Genomic DNA, 21,688 nt, shown 5'->3' with positions numbered 1-21,688 from the left:
CTAAAAACCTGCAAAGGAAATCAAGTTGCTGCCGGTCGGGTTTCGCGCCGACGGTGCCAGGATCCCATCATAGCCATTAGCCTTGGCCCAGGCGCCGATTTGATGGGTCTGGGTGTATTTGTTGCCGGTAATGCTCTTGAGGGAAACCCCCAATTGCTTGCGAACATCGGCCCGGGTCAGGTCCAGGACGTTGTTGAGCTGCACTTTCTTGCTCACCAGCACCCGTGTGGACAGGTCCACGCCCCAGTGATTGACTTCGCCCATGGCGGTCTTGCGTGAGTTGGCGCCATAGACGCCACCCAGGCCGGGGGCGGTGTAACGGTGTCTGGAGGCGACGTTCCACTTGTGCGCTGTCCACGTCGTGCTGATCCGCCCTGGCTCTTCAAAGCGATACACCGTTCGGTTGACCTTGCGCCCCTTGGGCGGCGTCGAGCATTTCATCAGCCCGAAGGGGTCGATCCAACTCACCGGGTTCGGCGCGTACTGGTAGAGGTTCAGCCCACCGGCCAAACCGATCGGGTCCGGTGTGGTGAAGCGGCCGATGTCCGGGTCGTAGAAACGCAGGGTGTTGTAGTGCAGCCCGGTTTCGCGGTCCAGGTATTGGCCTTGGAAGCGCAGGTTCTGCTCTTCGATGTAATACGGTTCGCGCAGCTCTTCGGCGGTGTTGCCCCACACTTGGTAACGGGCTCGCCAGAGTGTGTGGCCGTCGGCTTCCGAGAGCTGTTCGGGCAGGCCGTTGAAGTCGTTGTGGTAGTAGCGGACCTTCTGCTGATCGCCCAGGCCGTCGACCCTCGCCAGGGGTTCGTGGCTGTCGTCGGCGTAGATGTAGAGGCTGGTCTGGCTGTCGCGGTGTTCCTGCAAAAGTTGCAGCGCATCCCAGGTGAAACGGGTGCGGTTGAGCAGCGTGGCGTGGCGGTCGTACTCGGCTTTTTCGATGCGTCGACCCAACGGGTCATAAGTCATTTTTACGACCGAGCCGTTATCGTTGCGCACTTCCACCAGGCGCTGTTCAGCATCGTAGCGAAAACGCTGGACGCCACGGCGGGCGCTGCGTTTTTCCACCATGCGACCGAAACCGTCATAGCGGTAGCGCTTGTCCTGGTAGGTCAACAAGCGGTTATGCGCGACCTGGCCTGTGCCCAGCCCGTCCAGCAGGTTGGCGGCCGGGTCATAGGCGAAGCTTTCACGCTGGCCTTGAAGGTTGTCCTGGCTGGCGAGAATGCGGCCGGTGGCGTCATAGTGCAGCAATTGGCGATGGGACGCTTCGGGCTGGCTGTCGAAGCGCTCCACCCGCTGATCGCTGGCGTCATAGCCAAACAGCGATTGCGCCACAGGCGGCAGCAGCGTGGATTGACCCTGTTGCCGGCGCTGGCGGGCCCGCAGGCGGCCACTGCGGTCGTATTCGCTGCGGGTGCTCAGGCGCCCCTGGGTGCGCAGCACTTCGCGGTGCAGGCGGTCGCGCTCGAAATCGCTGATGACCTGGCCGTCGAGGTTGATCTGGTGCAGGTGACCGCTGCCGTAGTGCAGGCGGTTCAGCCAACGACCGTCGGGAAGCAGCGTCTGGGTCAGGTTGCCCAGTTCGTCATAGCGATGTTCGAGGTTCCCCGCCCAGCCTTGCTCGGTAATCAATTGCCCCAGGGCGTCGTAACGCAAGCCCAGGCTTTGTACTTCACCGGTCTGGCTGGTGAAGGTGATCGCGTTGACCTGGTCGAGCGCGTCATAGCGGTACTCGGTGCGCCCGTCTGCGGTGACTTTCGCCACCAGTCGCCCCATCGCATCGCGCTCGAGCTCATGAATGATGGGGGCTTGGGGCGAGAGGTCCAGGTCGGTGCTGCCGGGCACCGCGAGCGCTTCCACGCGGGTGACGTTGTCCAGCGGGTCGTAGGCGTAGCGCTTGAGGCTGCCGTCCAGGCTGTGTTGGGCGGTCAAGCGGTCGGCGGCGTCCCAGGCAAACCGGTAGTGCTCACCGTTTTCGTTGGTCAGGGCCAGCAGGCGCCCGTAGTTGTCGTAGCTCAGCTCCACCCGACGGCCATGGGCGTCGGTGCGCACCCGCAGTTGACCGGTTAGGGTGTGTTGGAAATTTGTCGTGTGCCCGGCCGGGTCGCTATAGCCGATCAACTGTCCGCTTGCGTCACGCTGATAATGCTCGGTGCGCCCGTCCGGCAGTTGCTTGCTCAGCAGTCGCCCCTGGTCGTCGTAGCTGAAAAGCGTCCGCTCTCCCAGTGCGTCGGTGCTGCTGAGCAACAGCCCGCGTTCGCAATAGCTCAGCCGTGTGGTGTAACCGGAGCAATCGGTGTGTTCGCTCAGTTGCCCAAGCGCCGTCCAGCGCATGGTCTTGCTTTTGTCGGTGGCGTCGATGACCTCCACCACTTGGCCGTGGGCGTCGTGGCGATAGCGGGTGACGTGGCCCAGCGGGTCGGTTTCGCGGATGCGGTTGCCCCGCGCGTCATAGCGGTACTGCCAGGTATTTCCCGCGGCGTCGGTTTCAGCCAGGGGCAGGGCCCAGTGTTCGAGCCACAGGGTTGACTCACTGCGCCCTAGCGGGTCGCGGGTTTCGCAGAGGTTGCCCGCTTCGTCATAGCTGAACTGATGTTGTCCGCCGTTGGGGTCGGTGGCCCCTAGCAACTGGCTTTCGTCGTTCCACTGGAAGGTCCAGGTGCGATCCAGCGCGTCGGTGGCTTCGATGATCTGATAGCGGCTATCCCAGCGACGGGTGCTGATGCGCTGCAAGCCGTCGGTGATGCGCGTGGTCCCGGCGGCCAGGTCGTAATCGAAGGTGTAGGCGTCGCCCGCGTCGGTCCAGTGGCGAACCACGCGCCATTCCAGGTTTTCAACCAACGCCCATTCATAGAAACAGCGAAGCCCGGTAGGCAGTTGGTGTTCCACCATTCGCCGCCCGGCGTCGTAGGCGTAGCGACGTTTTACCTGATCGTTGGACTGACGGACCTGCGCCAGATCGCCCTGGCCGTCGTAGCCATAGTGCATCAGCACTTCCCGGCGTTGATCGGCATATTGGCGGTCGATCCGGCTGACTCGTTGTGGCCAGCGCTCGTCATACGCCAGTGCGATGCGGGTCAGGTCGAAGGTGTCACGCAGTTGCGCCAGGCGTCCGTTGTCGTCGTAGTCCAGGTAGATACGGTTGTCGTTGCGGTCACCCAGTTGGTTCAGGCGCAGCAGCGCTGCATTGGCTGGCGTGGGCTCGAACAAGCGGTACAGTCCGTCCGCGCTCTCTATCAGCAGCTCGCCGTTGGCATGCCGTCGCACGCTGAGGCCTTCACCGGCACTGAACACGGCGCCGCCCAACGGGATGGAACCCATGTCGATGCGTCGGCCCTGTTCGTCGCTATAAACCAGGGTTTCGCCGCCGTCTGGATGGGGCAGGATTTCGACGCGTACCTCATAGGGCACGCTCCAACCGGCACCGAACAACCCGTCGCGGCGTTCGTCGCGGCTGTTGTAGAAGCGTTGCCAGTCGATCGGCAAGATGCCGGGCAGGACGAAGTCCATCTCCTCGACATCGCCCAACACTTTGGCCCCGGTGGCGGCGTGCACGGGGTTCGAGGAGCCCATCGCGGCGTTGGCCGCGGCGCCCATCGCGCTACTGACCGCCATCGACGCCGCACCGCCGACCAACATGCACGGCAGGTTACTGAGGAATTTACCCTTGCCGCCCTTTAGCATCAGCAGCGCCGTGACCGCCAGCCCGACGCCCGGGGTCTTGCCGCTGCGGATCTCGCGCACCACCACCGAACCGCCGCCAATGGTCACGTCAGGTGAAATCAGCCCGGCCGACACCACGGTCGCATCGCAGGTGCTGCGGTCGCCGCTGCGCACGGCGGGCTGGCCGTTGATGGTGACTTTGTCCGAGCCTTCGGCCAGGAACTGCGGCGGCATTGGCGGGTGTTTCATGCAGGTGATCATGTCCAGCGGCTTGGGCACGGCACCGGGCGCGGGCACGGCGACGGTGGGACGCCACATCTGCGAGAAGAAATTCTCGGCCATGTCCAGGTAGCTGGGTTCGGCTTCGGGTGCTTCAAGTTCGGTGCCGGCCGGCGCGACATGGGACTCGATCGCCCCGGCGGCGCGGGCGGCAGGGATGTTGTTGGTCAAGGTGTTGGTGGAGCCGGTGAGGATGTTGGCCTGCACCGTGGGCGGGAAGAGGGCGTTGCCGATGCCCTCGCAGATATCGCTTAACCCCTTGTCGGCCCCGGTCTTGCTCATGGCAAGGCCGACCACGGCGCCCACCACCGCGCCGAGCAGGAAGCAACCCAAGCCGCCAGTGGCAACGGTAATGCCCGTGGCGGCTACCACGGCAGCCGTCGCCACCGCGGTGATCGCAATGTTCGCGGCCACTTCCAGGACGCCACCGAGGATATCGGCCATCATCGAGGTGTGGTTCAGCGCATCGCCTAGTCGAGCAGCCCAAAGTGCGTCAGACATGCAAGGTGCTCATCAAGCCAAGACGTCGAACAGCAGCGACCCCTTGATCGTCGCCCAATGCGCGGCTTCGGCATCGCCCAGTTTCTCGGCTTTCACATAGCTCAGGGCAAGCATTTTGCGGGTCCCGGGCAGTACCAGGGCCAGTTGGAACTGGAAGACTTTTTCATTGCCTTTGTTGAACTGGCTGCGCAGTTCGATGGCTTCGACTTCCTGGTTGGCGCCCACGCGCACGGTGGCGCCCGGTTGGCAGCGCAGGTCCTGGACCTGTTTTTCCAGGCGCTTGAGCTGGTCGTCGAGGTTGCTTTGCAGGGTCTCGCCGTCGGCCAGCAAGCTGCGGCTGACGATCAGGGACGTGCCCAGTTCGGGGAACTTGAGGATGTTGATTGTCGCGTCCAGCAATTGGCTGGGCGGCAACTGGAGCTGGAATTCATTGAGGCGATAAGTCATGGCGCATAAATCTCGAGGTTAGCCCTTGGGCGACGGGAACGCGGCGTTGATGTTGGCATCGATGCTGGCCTTGACGCCCTGGCCGTCCGGCGTGGCACCGGGGCCGCCACCATTGTTCAGGTGCAGCACGCCGCCGGTGTTGAACTCGGCATCGCCGCTGGCGTAGAAGCTGATCTGCACGCCGGTCAGGTTGATCTGGCCGCTGGCGTTGAGCTCCAGGATGCTTTCGCCGCACACCAGGCGCAGGTTTTCGCCCACTTCAATCACATAGCTCTGGCTGATGCTGTCGGTCTTGCGCTGGCCGACGCAGAGGATGTCCTCCTGCTTGACGATGCGCAGGCGGTTGTTGCCGATGGTCACCGTCTCGTTGTGGCCTATGCTCTTGTTGCGGTCATGGCCCACCGAGTGGCTTTCATCCACCTCGACCACGATGTCCTGGTTGCGCTCGGCATGGATGTACAGCTGCTCGGCACCTTTCTTGTCTTCCATGCGGATTTCGTTGAAATTCGCTGGCGTGCCGCCCTTGCTCGAACGGCTTTTCATGCCGCTCTGGGTGGCATTGGCAGGCAAGTCATAGGGCACGGTCTGTTCGGCGTTGTAGACGCGACCGGTGATGATCGGCCGGTCCGGGTCGCCTTCGAGGAAACTGACGATCACTTCCTGGCCAATGCGCGGGATCTGCATCGAGCCCCAATTCTTGCCGGCCCATGCCTGCGACACGCGAATCCAGCACGAGCTGTTTTCGTTGGACTGGTCGTGCCGATCCCAATAGAAGTGCACCTTCACCCGGCCGAACTGATCGGTCCAGATTTCCTCGCCCTTGGGGCCCACCACCAACGCTGTCTGCGGGCCTTTGACGATAGGGCGATGGGTGATGGGCAGTGGCCGATAGCTTTGCTGGGCGTCGATGCAGGTCAGGCTGCTTTCGAACTGCGCGGCCGGCGCGCCGCCACCGGTTTCGCCGCTTTCCTGGGAGAGGTAGTAGCGGGCGCCGACGATCAGGTATTCGCGGTTCTGGTCCTGGCGGCTGAAGCCGGTGAGGCTGAACAGATGCCCCGAGCCCAGGCCCCGGGCGTTACCGGCCAGCTCGACCTGTTCGTGCTGGGTCTGCAAGGCTTCGATGCGGGTGCGGGCATAGTGTTCGCCGTCCTGGCTCTGCACGTAGGTGCCGGGGTAGTCGTATAGCGGATAGTCGCCGGCCGTGTGTGGGCGGGGCATGGCCGAGCGTACGTCGATGCGTGCGCTGGGGCGTTGGAAGTCGTAGTCGTTGAGCTCCAGCGAGCCGGGCTGGACTTCCTGGGCCAGGTGCCAGTCGTGGATGTGGTCACGCTCGCGCTGCTGCTCGTTCTTGGGGTAGTAGGGCACCGAGCCGTAGCCGGGGGCCGTGGTGTGGGCGCCATAGGCATCGGCCAGCACCAGCACATGGCGGCCCTGCTCATGGCGGAAGAAGTAGTAGATCCCTTCCTGTTCCATCAGGCGACTGACGAAATCGAAGCTGGTCTCGCGATACTGCACGCAGTATTCCCACTCGCGATAAGGCCTGCTCAGGGCGTCTTCGAAATCGGAAAAGCCCAGGTCGCGGAACACCTGCTTGATGATCTGCGGAATGGTGAGGTTCTGGAAAATCCGGCAATCGGAGGTGCGGGTCAGCAGCCAGAACCACGGGCGCAGGGTGGCCTGGTAGCTGGCGAACTGGCCCTGGTCGACGTTCTGACTGCAACGGGCGACGATGCCATGGAAGTAGCGTTCGCCACCGCCATCGAGCTGCAGGCTCACGCACATGGGCTTGCCGAGCAGCTGGTTGAGGTCGATGGCATTGTCCAGTGAGTGCAACTGCAACTCGTAGTTGAACAGCCGCCCCAGTTCTTCGCCGCCGCCCATGTCCTTGAGCAGCAGTACCTCAGGTCCCAGGGGGCTGGTGATCTTGGCCAGGCGTGAGGCTTGGTTGAATAACATCGAGGGTCTCGTGCAGGTTGTAGTAACTGGCGGAGCTGAATACCCACTGTGGGAGCGAGCTTGCTCGCGATGGCGGTGTGTCAGTCAACATGGATGTTGAATGTGACTGCGCTATCGCGAGCAAGCTCGCTCCCACAGGGTTTTACAGTGTTCCTTACCGTCAAGCCGCGTCGCTGAAGTCGTACTGCAATTCGTTGTCCACGGCGCTGATCCGCACCCCGGCCAAGGCCTTGCCTTCGAGCATGCGGGTCAGGAACTCGCGGCTCATGTCCGGCAGCAGGCTGTTGGTCAGGATGGTGTCGATCATGCGCCCGCCGCTTTCGGTTTCGGTGCAGCGCGAGACGATCAGGTCGATCACCGCGTCGTCGTAGTCGAAGGCGACTTTGTGGGTGCTCTCCACGCGCTTCTTGATGCGGTTGAGTTGCAGGCGGGTGATGGCCTTGAGCATCTCGTCGCTGAGCGGGTAGTACGGGATCGTCACCAGGCGGCCCAGCAGCGCCGGCGGGAAAATCTCCAGCAGCGGCTGGCGCAGGGCCTTGGCGATGTCTTCCGGCTCGGGCACGTTCTGCGGGTCTTTGCAGACCTGGGCAATCAACTCGGTGCCGGCGTTGGTGGTCAGCAGGATCAAGGTGTTCTTGAAGTCGATCACCCGGCCTTCGCCGTCCTCCATCACGCCTTTGTCGAACACCTGGAAGAAGATCTCATGCACGTCCGGGTGAGCCTTTTCCACCTCGTCCAGCAGCACCACGCTGTACGGTTTGCGCCGCACGGCTTCGGTCAGCACGCCGCCTTCGCCGTAGCCGATGTAGCCCGGCGGTGCGCCCTTGAGGGTCGACACGGTGTGGGCTTCCTGGAACTCGCTCATGTTGATGGTGATGACGTTCTGCTCGCCGCCGTACATGGCTTCGGCCAGGGCCAGGGCGGTTTCGGTCTTGCCCACGCCGGAGGTGCCGGCGAGCATGAACACGCCAATCGGCTTGCTTGGATTGTCGAGGCCGGCGCGGGAGGTCTGGATGCGCTTGGCGATCATCTGCAAGGCATGGTCCTGGCCGATGATGCGTTTTTTCAGGTGCTGGTCGAGGTTGAGCACGGTTTCCAGTTCGTTGCGGGCCATGCGGCCCACCGGGATACCGGTCCAGTCGGCGACCACCGAGGCCACGGCCTGGTAATCCACGGTGGGCAGGATCAGCGGGGTTTCGCCTTGCAGGGCGGTCAGGCGCTGTTGCAGGTCCACCAGTTTCTCGCGCAGTTCATGGCTGGTTTCGCTGCCATCCTCGCTGTCCACCACGCCAACGCGTTCGCGCAAGGTGGCGCGGGTAGCGAGCAGTTCGTCCACCAGGGTTTTCTCTTCGGCCCAGCGACCTTCCAGTTCGGCCAGGCGTTCGCGCTCGGCGCTCAGCAGGTTTTCGCTCTGGGTCTGGCGAGTGCCGATGACCACGCCAATCGCGTGTTCGCGGGCGATGATTTGCAGCTCGGTTTCCAGCGCTTCGATGCGCCGACGGCTGTCGTCCACTTCGGCCGGTACGGCGTGCAGGCTGATGGCGACGCGGGCGCAAGCGGTGTCCAGCAGGCTCACGGATTTGTCCGGCAGCTGGCGCGCGGGAATGTAGCGGTGTGACAGCTTGACCGAGGCTTCCAGGGCTTCGTCGAGGATCTGCACCTGGTGGTGTTTTTCCATGGTCGAAGCCACGCCGCGCATCATCAGCAGGGCCTTGTCTTCCGACGGCTCGGCCACTTGTACCACTTGGAAACGCCGGGTCAGGGCCGGGTCTTTTTCGATGTGCTTCTTGTACTCGGCCCAGGTGGTGGCAGCCACGGTACGCAAGGTGCCGCGGGCCAACGCCGGCTTGAGCAGGTTGGCCGCATCGCCCGTGCCGGCGGCGCCACCGGCTCCCACCAGGGTGTGGGCTTCGTCGATGAACAGGATGATCGGCTTGGGCGAGGCCTGGACGTCTTCGATGACCTGGCGCAGGCGCTGTTCGAATTCGCCTTTCATGCTCGCGCCGGCCTGCAACAAGCCAACGTCGAGGCTGCGCAGTTCCACGTCCTTGAGGGCCGGCGGTACGTCGCCGGCGACAATGCGCAGGGCAAAGCCTTCGACCACGGCGGTCTTGCCCACGCCGGCTTCACCGGTGAGGATCGGGTTGTTCTGCCGGCGGCGCATGAGGATGTCCACCAGTTGGCGGATCTCTTCGTCACGGCCGACGATGGGGTCGAGCTTGCCGCTGCGGGCCTGCTCGGTGAGGTCGACGGTAAAGCGCTTGAGGGCTTCCTGCTTGCCCATGGCGCTGGGGGCCATGGCGCCGCTGGCTTCGCCCGGCACGGCGCCGGCGTTGAAACCGTCGCTGGCGGTCAGGGCGTTTTCCGGCGAGTCGCCGACGTATTCGTCAAACCGTTCGCTCAGGGCTTCGACCTTGACCTTGTCGAACTCCGACGACAGGCCCAGCAGCGCGTGGCGCAGGCTCGGCGTCTTGAGGATGCCCAGCACCAGGTAACCGGTGCGCACCTGGCTTTCGCCGAACATCAGGCTGCCGTAGACCCAGCCGCGTTCCACGGCTTCTTCCACGTGGGACGACAGGTCGGTGATGGACGTCGAACCCCGAGGCAGGCGATCCAGGGCTTCGGTCAGGTCACGGGCCAGGCGCGCCGGCTCGATGTTGAACTGGCGGATGATGCGGTGCAGGTCCGAGTCCTGCAGTTGCAGCAACTGGTGAAACCAGTGGGCCAGTTCCACATAAGGGTTACCGCGCAACTTGCAGAACACGGTGGCGGCTTCGATGGCTTTGTAGGCCACGCTGTTGAGTTTGCCGAACAACGCGGCGCGACTGATTTCACCCATGCTCATGGCTCCTTGAGGTCTGTGAGGTGTTGGCCTGTTCGGCGTAATGCCTGGCCAGTATTAGATCGTTGGCATCTGTTTCGGGGCGGCCCAGCCAGGTGTTGAAGCCCAGGCGGAAGCGACCGTTGAGTTGTAGCGCCGGGACTTCGGGCTGCTCCAGGACCAGGTTCAGGTCCCAGTCCAGTTCATGGCCCAGGTACTCGGCGACCCAGGCCACCAGTTCGTTGAACGGTTGGCTGCCGGGCAGCATGCCCATGTAGTCAACGAGCTTGAGTGGCCCCAGGCGAATGCGGAACTTGTGCTGGCGATCCCACACGAAGCGACCCAGGCAGAAGTCCACGCCCAATTGATGAGCACTGACCCCGACGCGGCTGCGCTCGGGCAGTTCCAGCCATTGGCCGACGTATTCTTCGATCTCCACCGGCAGGCCGAAGTACTCGTTGAGGATCGCTTTCAAACCGTCGGGGTAGCGGGTTTGCGCCGACAGGTGGCCGCTGTAGTGCAGCTTCGCCGTGTCGGGGATCAGCCCCTGGTTGAGCAGGCTCGGCATGCCCCGGCCACTCAGTGCCGCCAGGCGCGCCGACCAATAGTCATCGTCCGGGCGATCATGGCTGACCGTTGGCCGCGCTTCGGCCCAGGCCCGATAAAACAGGCTGAGCAGGCGATGGTGGAACACATCGAGGAAGCGCTTGCTGGTGCTGTCGGCGTTGTTGCGCTGGCGTTCGCGCACGTATTCGGTGATGTGCAGCGGCATCGGGCCGTTGGGCCCGCCGAGGCCGAAGAAAAATTGCTCCAGGCGTGCCGGCGCACCGTCGCTGCCCGGTTGCACCGAGGCGAGGGTGGCTGGCGCGAAAGTGCATTCGGCCTGTTGCCCGAGGCGCAGCGGGTCGTCGGCCAGGCGCAGGGAATGGCCCAGGCGCGGCAGCTCGGGGGACTCGCACTCGATGCGCCGCAACGCCTGGAAGAAATCGTATTCCCAGGGTTCCTGGTGCATCGCCTCCAGGGTACTCACAGGGTCGGACGACGTCCGGGCTTGGCTTTCCATCGCATGATCTCGCCGCGTTCGGTGGTACGGATCACCGTCTCGGTAAAACTGTTGATCGACACGTAGCGTGCCAGGAAGCGCTCGAACACGGCGCCGAGCAGGAACACCCCGGTGCCGCGAAACGCGTTTTCATCAAATTCCAGAGTGATCTCCAGGCCACGACCGAACACGATCGGGCCGGGCATCGGCAAGCGCCGGGTGCAGGCCTTGCTGCTGACTTCGCGCAGGCCTTCGATCTGCAATTGCAGCGCCGCGTCGTTGCTGTCGCCGTACAGGCGCAGCAGTTCACGCAGGGCGGCCGCGCCTTGGCCTTGTTCGCTCAACGACAAGTAGTTCAGCGACAACTGGCTGATCAGTCGCCAGGCCTTGGCGTCGTGGGCATGGCTGGCCCGTGGGCGACTGGGACCTGCCACGCAGCGAACCGCGCCAACCGGCGCACTGTCGGCCAGGGTGAAGTCGGTCTTGCCGCTGCCCACGCTCATGAACAGCGGCAGGTCGCGGTTGGTACACAGCGCGGTCACGCCCAGTTGGCGCAGGTCGTGGCGATAGGGCGCTTGCTGGCTGTCCACCAGGCTGACGAAGGTTTCGCTGCCGATGTAGGTCGAGCGCGGGCCGTTGCGCCGTTGATCGCTGGACAGCACGCGCGGTTCGCGCCGCACCGTGTAGTAGGCCTGGTCGCGGCCATAACGGGACGGATCGCGCACCGCGTAGAACGGCAAAAACGGCTGCTCCGGCCCGGTGCCGTGGCCGGTGAGGCCGCTCAGCGAATGCACTTCGAAATCCATCGGCCGGGTACGGTCGGCGATCACGTGGTGCTCGTTGACCCGATCCGACAAGTGAATGCGATCCAGCCGTTTGGGAAACAGGTTGATGGCCGGGGTGCAGAACGGCAGGAACTGCGAAGCGCCGACGCTGCCCTCCAGGCTCGGGTCGTGACGGTCGAACAGCACGATCAGCTCCAGCTCCTGGCCGTCGCAACGCTTGACCGCACGGCTCAACTGGGTGAAGTCGACGAACAGGAAACGGTGGGGCAGGGCGAAGTATTCCTGCAACAGGCGATAGCCCTGGAAGGCGCGCGGCACCACCGGCAGCGCGGCGTCGGCATCGTCGAAACCGCGCGAGCGCAACGCATCCTGGGGCAGCCGTTCCACCCAGTCGCCGCCGGGCTTGCGGGCGAACACCGCGCAGGCATTGCCCAGCAGTTGTTCGTAGAGGCGGAAGGGCTGTTCGTCGGCGCCACTCAAGTACAGCGGCAGGTTGTCCAGGGCCAGGCTGTTGAACGGCAGTTCGGCGCCGGTGCGCAGTGTGATGCGCAGCCCGGCCTTGGCTTTCGGTTCGCTGGCGGCCAGGCGCCCGAGCACCGCGGAGGGGTTGCCGAAGTATTCGGCCTGGCTGACCTGCAACGGCCACAACGTCACCGCGTGGGCGGTGCGGTACTCGCAGCAGGTCTGGGTTTCACGCCCCAGGGCAGCCCGCAGGACGGTATCGCGCGGCAGCGGGAAACCACTGCTCAGCGAGCCTTCGTCCGGGTCGGTCTGCAGTTGCACCACGGTCATCGACGGCGTCGGCGCCAGGTAATGCGGGTAGGCGATTTCCAGCAGGTTGTGGGTGAAGGTCGGATACTCGGCGTCGAGCTTGAGCTGCACCCGCGCCGTCAAATAGGCGAAGCCTTCCAGCAGGCGCTCGACATACGGGTCGGCGCAGTCCATGCCGGACAAGCTCAGCCGACTGGCGATCTTGGGGTATTCCTTGGCGAACTCCGCCGCGCTTTCGCGCACGTGGTGCAGTTCCTGGTTGTACAGCTCCAGCAGGCGTGGGTTCATGAGCGTCTCCGCTGGTCGGCGTTGACCACGCGCACATGGCCGGTTTCCAGGTCCAGGTCGGTTTGCAGCATCAGGCGCAGCGGCACGGGCTGGGCCCAGAGATCGCCTTCGATCTCGAAACTCAACGCGTTGTGGTTCATCTCGGCTGTCGCCCGGGCCCGCACCCGCAGGGTGTGGCGCAGGATGCGCGGTTCAAAGGTGGCAATGGCCTGGTGGATCAAGGTTTCCAGGGCCGAGACATCGACGTTCGACGCGCTGTTGCCGGCCAGTGCCGGCAGGCCGAAATTCACCACCGAGGTGCCCGCCGGGGTATGCAGCGTGGCGTCCGCGTCGAGCAACGAGGTGGTGTTGAGCAGCCACGCCAGGTCACGCAGCACCGAGGCTTTCAATTGGGTCAGGGAGAGCACGCGCTTGTCGGCGCTTTCCTTGGGGTTGGTCGGATCGTCGTCGGTCAACCGGTCCAGCAGGGACGGTTGCAGGCGATCGCGCGTGGCAATTTCGGTTACCACCGAAAGAGCGCCGTATACATTTTTTGATCCCATTGGCCAGGGCCGCAGGAGGCGAACTGGCTCACATCCGAGACCTCCAATGTTTCCTTGACCAGGCGTACAGCTTGAATTTTGGTCAAGCAATCGCGACTGGGAGCGGGCATGTGTTCGCTGCGTTCGACCAAGAAAATCGGCACTTGGTTGAAAGTCTCCACACGCAGTTGCTTGTCCGGACCCAGGCTGAACTGGCAAGGCCATTCCATATCGAGCGTCAGGTGGCCCTGGTCAGGTTTTACGAGCGTACAGCGGCCTTGAACGTCGATCAGGCCCACCGGATGTCCGACGAAAACTGCTTGAGTCGGGGCTGCCGGAGCGACTGTTTCCTGCCCGGCGCACGCGCTTAGACTGACGAGGCTTGCCGCCAGCGCCGCAAGAAACAAAGGGCTGCGCATCACGAAAGCTCCCAGAACCAGATGGCCTTGGATCTTGAGAACAGATCACCGCTCTTGGTCAGGCCACGGTTCCACAGGTCGATGTGATCGCCAGTAGGTCGGCCGGCAGTGTCGCTATTTTGTTGGTAGCAGTCCTTGAAGAAGATGATCCCGGTCTTGCCCATCAGTGTTGTGCGGTCTGCCACGCTGGTGGTGTAGACCTTCGGCGGGCCGAGGCGGTTCTTCTTCCATAGCCAGTTGGCCAATGACTCCGCGCCGCGGGCATGTCCATGGGCGCATTTGGGATCCAGCGTATAAGTCGAAGTGTTGACCGGAAAGGTCTTTTCCCCGCACAAGGCGATGCTCATACGAATGGCGCACTGGTTGATATAGGGACCGTCGCAAACCGGACTGGCGGAGGGGTAGGGCGGATAGCTGTTCCACAAATTGACAAACGAAGGCTTGGCCATGACTCAGATACCACGTAGGAAAGAATTGGATTCGAGCAAGCACCAAACACCCCCGGCGCGTGGCACCGGGGGCGTGTTCGATTACACCTTGACGTTCTGACGGATGTTCCAGCCGAACTTGACCGGACCGCCTTCCTTGGTGCCGTCGGCTTTCTGTGGCTGGTAGTCCACCAGCACCTTGGCGAAGTTCAGGGTGACGTTTTCGGTCAGGCGATCATCGCCGCCCGAGCCGCCGGTGCTCAGGGACGTGACCAGCACTTCTTCCAGGTTGATGATCATGTACTCGACCTGGCTTTCACCACCGGCCTTGCGCACGGTCAGCTTGACCTTGTCGATGTGCTTGCCGCTGGCGCAGTGCATCATCAGGTTCGGCGACGCCTTGTCGACGTACTTGGTCAGGGACAGGTCCTGGACGTTGACCTTGCCCGCACCACCGCCGCTGCCCACGTGCATGTTGCCGGACTGGGACATGCCCCAGCTCCAGTTCAGGACATCGATCTCGTCCTTGTGGGCCTTGTCCATGGACTCGCCCTTGATGTCGCCGATCTTGATGAAAATATCAACAGCCATGTTTTCTCCCTGTGTGGTCTCTACCACATTGTTTGGTTGACGCTGACCTTGCGAAATTATGTGTGCCGAACGGACCCAATGATCTCCAACCCACTGAAGATCCCCTGTGGGAGCGAGCTTGCTCGCGATAGCAGAGTGTCAGACGTACGCATGACAACTGATCCACCGCCATCGCGAGCAAGCTCGCTCCCACATTGGCCTTGCACCGTTCAGTAAATTTTTACGCGCCCTTGGCCGACGGCAGTTTCGATACCAGGCGCAGCGACACGGTCAGCCCTTCGAGCTGGTAGTGCGGGCGCAGGTAGAACTTGGAGTTGTAGTACCCCGGGTTGCCTTCGACTTCTTCGACGATCACTTCGGCTGCGGCCAACGGGTGCTGGGCCTTGGTGGTCTCGGTGGAGTGCGCCGGGTCACCGTCGACGTAGTTGAGGATCCAGTCCTGCAACCAGCGCTGCATCTCGTCCTTCTCTTTGAAGGAACCGATCTTGTCGCGCACGATGCACTTGAGGTAGTGAGCGAAACGGCAAGTGGCGAACAGGTACGGCAGGCGCGCGGCCAGGTTGGCGTTGGCGGTGGCGTCCGGGTCGTCGTATTCGGCCGGTTTCTGCAGCGACTGGGCGCCGATGAACGCGGCGAAGTCAGTGTTTTTCTTGTGCAACAGCGGCATGAAACCGTTCTTCGCCAGTTCCGCTTCACGGCGGTCCGAGATGGCGATTTCGGTTGGGCACTTCATGTCCACGCCACCGTCGTCGGTCGGGAAGGTGTGGGCTGGCAGGTTTTCCACTTCGCCGCCGGATTCCACGCCACGGATGCGCGAGCACCAGCCGAAGTGTTTGAACGAACGGTTGATGTTCACCGCCATCGCGTAGGCGGCGTTGGCCCAGGTGTACTTGGAGCTGTCGGCACCGTCGGTGTTTTCTTCGAAGGCGAAGGCTTCCACCGGGTCGGTCTTGGCGCCGTACGGCAGGCGCGCCAGGAAGCGTGGCATGGTCAGGCCGATGTAGCGCGAGTCTTCCGATTCACGCAGCGAGCGCCAGCCGGCGTATTCCGGGGTGGTGAAGATTTTGGTCAAGTCGCGCGGGTTCGACAGTTCCTGCCACGAGCCCATGCCCATCACGGTCGGCGATGCCGCAGCGATGAACGGCGAGTGCATGGCCGCGCAGACTTTCGACAGTTCGCCCAGCAGCTCGACATCCGGTGGCGACTGGTCGAAGTAGTAGTCGCCCACCAGGCAGCCGTAAGGTTCGCCGCCGAACTGGCCGTATTCTTCTTCGTACATCTTCTTGAAGATCGGGCTCTGGTCCCACGCGGTGCCCTTGAATTTCTTCAGGGTCTTGTGCAGATCGGTCTTGGAGATGTTGAGCACACGGATCTTGAGCTGCTCATCGGACTCGGTGTTGTTGACCAGGTAGTGCAGGCCACGCCAGGCGCTTTCCAGTTGCTGGAAGTCGGGGTGGTGGATGACCTGGTTGACCTGGGCGGTGAGCTTGGCGTCGATGGCGGCGATGATCGATTCGATCGACTTGATGGCGTCGTTGGACACCAGGTCGGTCTGCGCCAGGGCCTGCTCGGCCAGGGTGCGCACGGCCGTTTCGACGGCTTCGCGGGCGCGTTCGGTCTTGGGTTTGAATTCTTGCAGCAGCAGGGACGCGAACTCGCTGGTTTCTTGCGTTGCGCCCAGGTTCTGCACGCCTTCGCGGGCTGTATTGTCAGTCATGATCATTGGTCCTGTGCTGGCTTCGGCGCACTCGCCAGGGCCTGCAACAGCGCTGGGTCCTTGATCGCCTTCATGATGATTTCTTCGGCGCCGGTCTTGCCGTCCATGTAGGTCAGCAGGTTGGCCAACTGGGTGCGCGCTTCGAGCAGTTTGTTCAGCGAGTCGACCTTGCGGGCCACGGCCGCCGGGCTGAAGTCGTCCATGCTTTCGAACGTCAGGTCCAGGCTCAGGTTGCCTTCGCCGGTCAATTCGTTAGGCACATGGAACGCCACGCGCGGCTGCATGGCCTTGAGGCGCGAGTCGAAATTGTCGACGTCGATCTCAAGGAACTTGCGGTCGGCCACGGCTGCCAGAGGCTCGGCGGGCTTGCCGGCGAGGTCGGCCATCACGCCCATGACGAAGGGCAACTGGACCTTTTTCTCGGCGCCGTAGAGCTCGACGTCGTACTCGATCTGCACTCGAGGCGCGCGGTTGCGCGCGATGAATTTCTGAGAACTTTGCTTCGCCACGTTGCTGCTCCTGGTCGCTTGAGCGACGGTGTTGGCGTCATCGGGGGTACCGGTGACGTGACTGCGTGATCCGTTCGCTTTTTATTCGCTGTCTGGGCCGCGCAGGTTTTCAAATTGACTCATGCCGTCGGGAATCAAGTTGCGCACGATGGCCGCGAAGTCGGCGTGCACCAGGTTCTTGGCCCGGTTCAACAGCACCGGCAGCGGGCTGGAGGGCTCATGACGGGTGTAGTAAGCGAGAATCCGGTCCAGGCTGCGCAGCACGTCGTCGCGGTTGTTGATTTCGCCGCTGACGGCGCTCGTGCTGGTGTTGCGCGGTGTGCTTGGCGCGCTGGCATATTCAGCAGTCGCGGTACTGTCGTCGTTGACGGGATCGGACAGGGCGCTGTCGCCGCTCTGCGGGGCGAACTGGCCGAGAATCTGCAGGGCCATCTTCAGCGGTTGCTTCAGCGGGCCAAGGTCCACGCCCTGGGCGGAACCGACCTGGTCGCTGACTTGTTGTTCGATGGCCTCGGCGGCGCTGCGGGCTTCCAGCAGGGCGGCGCGGGTGATTTCCAGCTGCTCGGGGTCGCTGTCGAGCAGGGCTCCGGCGAGCTGTTCGGCGCCGAGGTTTTCATCCGGGAAACTTTGCAGGCCGCTGGCGTTGGCGGCGGCGCGCAGGCTGACGGCACCGAAGGTCCGCGAGCGGGCCAGGATGCTCTCGCGCAGCAGGCGAATGGTGACGTCGGACGTCAGGCCGGCGAGGGCATTGATGCGCACGGTGGGGTCGTTGTCGTCATCGGCGTCCAGGCGCGGATGCAACTCGGCCCAGTACTGCTTGAGCAGTTCGCTGATCAGCGTCAGCACCCGAGCCATGCCCGGCAGGCCTTCGAGGGCCAGGGCGCTTTGCAACAGGAAATGGGTGATGCGCAGGTCTTTGCTGCGCTGCAGCAAGTCCAGGCTCTGCTGCTGGATGCTGCGCCACTCAGGAGGCTCGGCAGGCAGGATCGAATCGCCCATGCTGCGCTCGGGCTGGCCCCGGGAGTCGCGCTCCAGGCGCAAGAAATCCGCGTCATATTCCAGGTCTTCTCCGCATGGCGAAGTCGCGGAAACGGCGGCGAGCAACAAAGGCACATCCACTTGAATCGATCTCCCTATCGCCCGCTGAAGAAGTCGGGCAGTTCACATGCAAGTTTCGGATGAAACTTCGCATGTTCCTTGACGGTAATGGCTCTTTAGGCCTGCAATGATTTTAAAGTGCCATCATCTATATTCAAGAAGTTGTGCATTTTTGGTGTAGTACTTATCGCTTGTCAAGGTAAGCTATTTCGCCAGTGTAGCCCCTATGTAACAGTTGTGATGCGCTTAACAGCCTGCTCGACTCATCGGTCGAAGCGGCAACTGACGGGGGGTTTTTGTCACGCAAGCCGGTTATGATCAGCAATCATGCTGGCAAAAAGCCGTTTCGCGGTGGTTGGCAAGGTTGTTGGTGGGTAGTCAGGGCCTGGAGCCTCACGTCACCCACCCGCGCGGGATGTATTCAGCAAGGAGGCAAGATGCCGCTGTGTTTGACTATCACTAGTTATCACAAGATTACCCCAGGCCAGTGTTCGGAAAAGTCCATGGATCAGGGGGTGATGGCAATTGGCCGTAATTCCGATAATGATTGGGTATTGCCGGATCCTGAGCGTCTGGTTTCCGGTAAACATTGCGTTATCCAATACAAAGATGGGCGTTATTACTTAACCGATAACAGTACTAATGGTGTGGAATTGGTTAAGGCCGGCGTGCGCCTGCGCAAGGGCAACAGCGAGCCACTGCAAGACGGCGAAGTGATCCGCATCGGCGATTATGAAATCCAGGCGCGCGTCGATTTCAGCCTGCCGGTCACCGACAGCAACCCGTTTGCCGAATCGCCCAGCAGTTTCGAGGCCTTGATGGGGCGCCAAGGCGCCGCCGTGCAAACGCCGTCGCCGCTTCATACGCCATCGCCGATTCAAGTGGCTGCGCCCGCGCATTTCCAGGGTGGGTCGGCCATGGACACCCTGCCGGACCTGTTCGATTTCTTGACCCCAGCCAGTGTCCCGCCGGCCACCCAGCCTGACCATGTGCCGGCCGAGCAACACGATTTTCGCCCGCCGACGCCCATTCCCCGGCCGAGCCCGCCGCCCGTGGTCGAACCCGTGATACCGCCGTCTGCCTCGGTGATTCCGGACGACTGGGACCCCTTCAGCGACAAGCCCGTGCCGGTGGCGGTAGCCCCGCAGCCGGTGCCGCTACCGCCGGTGGTCGAGCCGGTCGCGACGCCTGTTGCGCAGGCTCCGCTCGCCGACATCTTTGCTCAAGTCAGTGCAGCGCCACCGGCACCGGCACCGGCACCCGCGCCTGAAGCGTCGATGACCCACGTCGAGCCGCCGGTCGCACCGCCGGTTGCTCCAGTTGCTCCAGTCGAGGCCAACCAACCCGATTTACTGCAAGCCTTCCTGCGCGGCGCCGGGCTGGATCAGTTACGCCTGGACAAGGCCCAGGCCGAAGCACAGATGGAAAGCATCGGGCGCAGCTATCGGTTGATGGTCGAAGGCCTGATCGATGTCCTGCGCGCCCGCAGCAGCCTCAAGGGTGAGTTCCGTATCCAGCAGACGATGATCCAGCCGGTGGAAAACAACCCGCTCAAATTCGCTCCCAACGTCGATGAAGCCCTGTTGTTGCTGTTGCGCCACGGCAATCAGGCGTTCATGGCCCCGGACGCGGCGGTGCGTGACAGTTTCGATGACTTGCGTGCCCACCAACTGGCGGTGATGGCCGGTGTGGAAGCGGCCATCAAGCATTTGCTGACGCGTTTCGAACCGGCGCAACTGGAAGAGCGCATGGCCAAGCCCGGTGGGCTCTCGGGTATTTTCAGCGGCTCGCGACAGGCCCAGTACTGGCAGCAGTTCACCGAGCTCTACAGCAACATTTCCCGGGAAGCCCAAGAGGATTTCCAGGACCTGTTCGGTCGCGAGTTCAGCCGCGCCTACGAGGAACACAGTACGCGACAGCGACGCCGCTAAGCGGCGCCGCCCCATAACAAGATTGATCAGCACACAACGGATAGCTCAAACGTCATTGAGGACGCAGGATGATTCCCAGGTTTTTACTCGCAGTCGCCACCGTGCTTCTGCTGACGGCGTGCGCCAAGGATGCGGCCAATACCCAGCCCGAAGAGGCTGATACCGCCGCCGTCGAGTTGCACTTCCATGCCATCGCCGGGCTCAACCCCGGCGCCACCGGCCATCCGGCCCCGGTCCGGGTGCGCATTTTCGAACTGAAAAATGCCGCGACTTTCGGCCGTTCCGATTATTTCGCCCTCGCCGAACGGGCCCAGGCCACGCTGGGTGCCGACCTGATCGACCAGGACGAGGTGCTGGTCCAGCCCGGCCAGCAACTGAGCCTGCAACGCGACCTCGACCCGGCCACGCGGCATATCGGAATACTGGTGGGCTATCGCGAGCTGGATCAGTCGCTGTGGCGCACGGTGATGAATGTCCCGGCGCGCGAATACACCGAATACCAGATCAGCCTCGATGTGCGCGCCGTGCGCAGCGCCGTCGTCGTCCCCCCATCCAGCCCTGCCCAATAAGCAATCGGAGCCCCCATGTCCTGGAACAATCGCGTGGTCTGGTCGGAAGGCATGTTCATTGGAACGCAGCACTTCCAACAGCACGACCGTTACCTGGAAAACCTCATCGACGCACGCAGCCGCCCCTTGTCGGCCGGCGCCTGGGGTTTTTCCGAATTGCTGATCGACCAGGGCCTGCTGGCCCAGGGCAAGCTGGCGATCATCTCGGCGCGCGGCCTGTTGCCGGACGGCACACCGTTCAATATTCCCCAGGATGACCTGGCGCCAACCCCGCTGAACGTCGACGACAACCTGCGCGATGGCCTGGTGTACCTGGCCTTGCCGCTCAAGCGCGCCGGCGCCCGGGACACCGTGGACGAAGGCGAAGACCTCGGCGCTGCGCGTTACGTGAGCCAGGTGTGCGAAGTGCGCGACGACAACGCACCGTTCGAAAACCGCGCACCGGTGGCCCTCGGCTCCCGGGCGCTGCGGCTGTTGACCGAGCAGGATGGCATCGGCGACTACGCCGCGATCGGCGTGGTGCGCATCAAGGAAAAACGCGCCGACCGTGCCTTGGTACTCGACGACGTCTACATCCCGCCGCTGCTGGATGTGGTCGCCTCCAAGCCGCTGGCGGCGTTTCGCAGCGAACTGCTGGGCCTGTTGCATCAACGCGGCGAAGCCCTGGCCGGGCGGGTGGTGGCGTCCGGTGCCGGTGGCGCTTCGGAGATTGCCGATTTCATGCTGTTGCAACTGGTCAACCGTGCCCAGCCATTGATCCAGCACCTGAGCCAGTTGAGCCCGCTGCATCCTGAGCGCTTCTACAGCGAGCTGGTGAGCCTGGCCGGGGAGTTCTCCACGTTCACCGCGTCCGGGCGGCGACCGCAGCAATACCCGCCTTACCAGCACGATGATCTGGCGCTCAGCTACGCGCCCGTGATGCAGGCCCTGCGCGAAGCCCTGTCGATGCTGATCGACAGCAAGGCGACGCCGATTCCGATTGTCGAGAAAGCCTACGGTATCCACGTGGCAATGCTGGCCGACAAGACCCTGCTCGACAGCGCCAGTTTCATCCTGGTGGTGCGCGCCGACGTGCCGGCCGAAACCCTGCGCGGCCGCTTCGGCCAGCAGAGCAAGGTCGGTTCGGTGGAGCACATCCGCGACCTGGTCAACCTGCAACTGCCGGGCATCGGCCTGCTGCCGTTGCCGGTGGCGCCACGCCAGTTGCCGTACCACGCCGGCTCCACCTACTACGAGCTCGACCGGGGCAGCGATCACTGGCAGCAGTTGAGCAACTCCGGCGGCTTTGCGTTCCACATCGCCGGCCAGTTCCCGGGGCTGAACCTGGCCTTCTGGGCGATCCGAGGATAAACCGC

Annotated in this window: 16 protein-coding genes; 3 read left to right on the top strand and 13 right to left on the bottom strand. The window is 63.1% G+C overall.

Annotation, left to right across the window (positions count from 1 at the left end):
• From AC09SL_RS22875 to tssA, 13 genes are all read right to left on the bottom strand, one after another.
• Nucleotides 1-4,440: an RHS repeat-associated core domain-containing protein gene (locus tag AC09SL_RS22875; protein WP_064106863.1), complete on the bottom strand. Its 4,440-nt coding sequence runs from the start codon at nt 4,438-4,440 to the stop codon at nt 1-3.
• Nucleotides 4,441-4,452: 12 nt separating this feature from the next.
• Nucleotides 4,453-4,887 (bottom strand): DcrB-related protein, encoded by a 435-nt coding sequence (locus AC09SL_RS22870; RefSeq protein ID WP_058545367.1) that lies wholly within the window; start codon nt 4,885-4,887, stop codon nt 4,453-4,455.
• An 18-nt stretch (nt 4,888-4,905) separates the two neighbouring features.
• Complete coding sequence (locus AC09SL_RS22865; RefSeq protein WP_058545368.1) at nt 4,906-6,843, bottom strand: type VI secretion system Vgr family protein; 1,938 nt, start codon at nt 6,841-6,843, stop codon at nt 4,906-4,908.
• Nucleotides 6,844-7,003: 160 nt separating this feature from the next.
• A complete protein-coding gene (tssH, locus tag AC09SL_RS22860; RefSeq protein ID WP_058542710.1) occupies nt 7,004-9,682 on the bottom strand; it encodes a type VI secretion system ATPase TssH in 2,679 nt (892 codons plus the stop codon).
• Nucleotides 9,675-10,727 (bottom strand): type VI secretion system baseplate subunit TssG, encoded by a 1,053-nt coding sequence (gene tssG / locus AC09SL_RS22855; RefSeq protein ID WP_058542709.1) that lies wholly within the window; start codon nt 10,725-10,727, stop codon nt 9,675-9,677. Before tssG ends, tssH begins: the two co-directional genes overlap by 8 nt.
• Entirely contained in the window at nt 10,691-12,550 is a 1,860-nt protein-coding gene (gene tssF / locus AC09SL_RS22850; protein ID WP_058542708.1) for a type VI secretion system baseplate subunit TssF, read from the bottom strand. Before tssF ends, tssG begins: the two co-directional genes overlap by 37 nt.
• On the bottom strand, nt 12,547-13,059 hold the full coding sequence (gene tssE / locus AC09SL_RS22845; protein ID WP_058542707.1) for a type VI secretion system baseplate subunit TssE: 513 nt from the start codon (nt 13,057-13,059) through the stop codon (nt 12,547-12,549). The genes tssF and tssE overlap by 4 nt, the downstream gene beginning before the upstream one ends.
• Entirely contained in the window at nt 13,053-13,490 is a 438-nt protein-coding gene (locus AC09SL_RS22840) for a hypothetical protein (protein ID WP_058542706.1), read from the bottom strand. The genes tssE and AC09SL_RS22840 overlap by 7 nt, the downstream gene beginning before the upstream one ends.
• Nucleotides 13,490-13,939 (bottom strand): type VI secretion system amidase effector protein Tae4, encoded by a 450-nt coding sequence (locus AC09SL_RS22835; RefSeq protein WP_058542705.1) that lies wholly within the window; start codon nt 13,937-13,939, stop codon nt 13,490-13,492. The genes AC09SL_RS22840 and AC09SL_RS22835 overlap by 1 nt, the downstream gene beginning before the upstream one ends.
• Before the next feature lie 81 nt (nt 13,940-14,020).
• Nucleotides 14,021-14,509, bottom strand: a complete 489-nt coding sequence (locus tag AC09SL_RS22830; RefSeq protein ID WP_003206927.1) for an Hcp family type VI secretion system effector — start codon at nt 14,507-14,509, stop codon at nt 14,021-14,023.
• A gap of 220 nt (nt 14,510-14,729) precedes the next feature.
• Nucleotides 14,730-16,226, bottom strand: a complete 1,497-nt coding sequence (gene tssC, locus AC09SL_RS22825) for a type VI secretion system contractile sheath large subunit (RefSeq protein WP_058542704.1) — start codon at nt 16,224-16,226, stop codon at nt 14,730-14,732.
• Nucleotides 16,227-16,228: 2 nt separating this feature from the next.
• On the bottom strand, nt 16,229-16,735 hold the full coding sequence (gene tssB / locus AC09SL_RS22820; protein ID WP_003206923.1) for a type VI secretion system contractile sheath small subunit: 507 nt from the start codon (nt 16,733-16,735) through the stop codon (nt 16,229-16,231).
• An 81-nt stretch (nt 16,736-16,816) separates the two neighbouring features.
• Nucleotides 16,817-17,854, bottom strand: coding sequence for a type VI secretion system protein TssA (gene tssA, locus AC09SL_RS22815; RefSeq protein WP_058542703.1), 1,038 nt, complete (start codon nt 17,852-17,854; stop codon nt 16,817-16,819).
• A 416-nt stretch (nt 17,855-18,270) separates the two neighbouring features.
• On the opposite strand from tssA, the gene tagH reads away from it, so the two are divergent.
• From tagH to tssK, 3 genes are all read left to right on the top strand, one after another.
• Complete coding sequence (gene tagH / locus AC09SL_RS22810; RefSeq protein WP_058542702.1) at nt 18,271-19,764, top strand: type VI secretion system-associated FHA domain protein TagH; 1,494 nt, start codon at nt 18,271-18,273, stop codon at nt 19,762-19,764.
• Between the two features lie 68 nt (nt 19,765-19,832).
• The gene (gene tssJ / locus AC09SL_RS22805; protein WP_058542701.1) at nt 19,833-20,333 is read left to right on the top strand and encodes a type VI secretion system lipoprotein TssJ; all 501 of its coding nucleotides are present in this window, start codon (nt 19,833-19,835) and stop codon (nt 20,331-20,333) included.
• 15 nt (nt 20,334-20,348) lie between these two features.
• Nucleotides 20,349-21,683 carry a type VI secretion system baseplate subunit TssK gene (gene tssK, locus AC09SL_RS22800; RefSeq protein WP_058542700.1) on the top strand — a complete coding sequence of 445 codons (1,335 nt, stop codon included), beginning with the start codon at nt 20,349-20,351 and terminating at the stop codon, nt 21,681-21,683.
• The last annotated feature ends 5 nt before the right edge of the window (nt 21,684-21,688 follow it).

It is taken from the genome of Pseudomonas sp. PF05, assembly GCF_056521845.1.
This window is presented reverse-complemented; position numbering and strand designations above follow the sequence as displayed.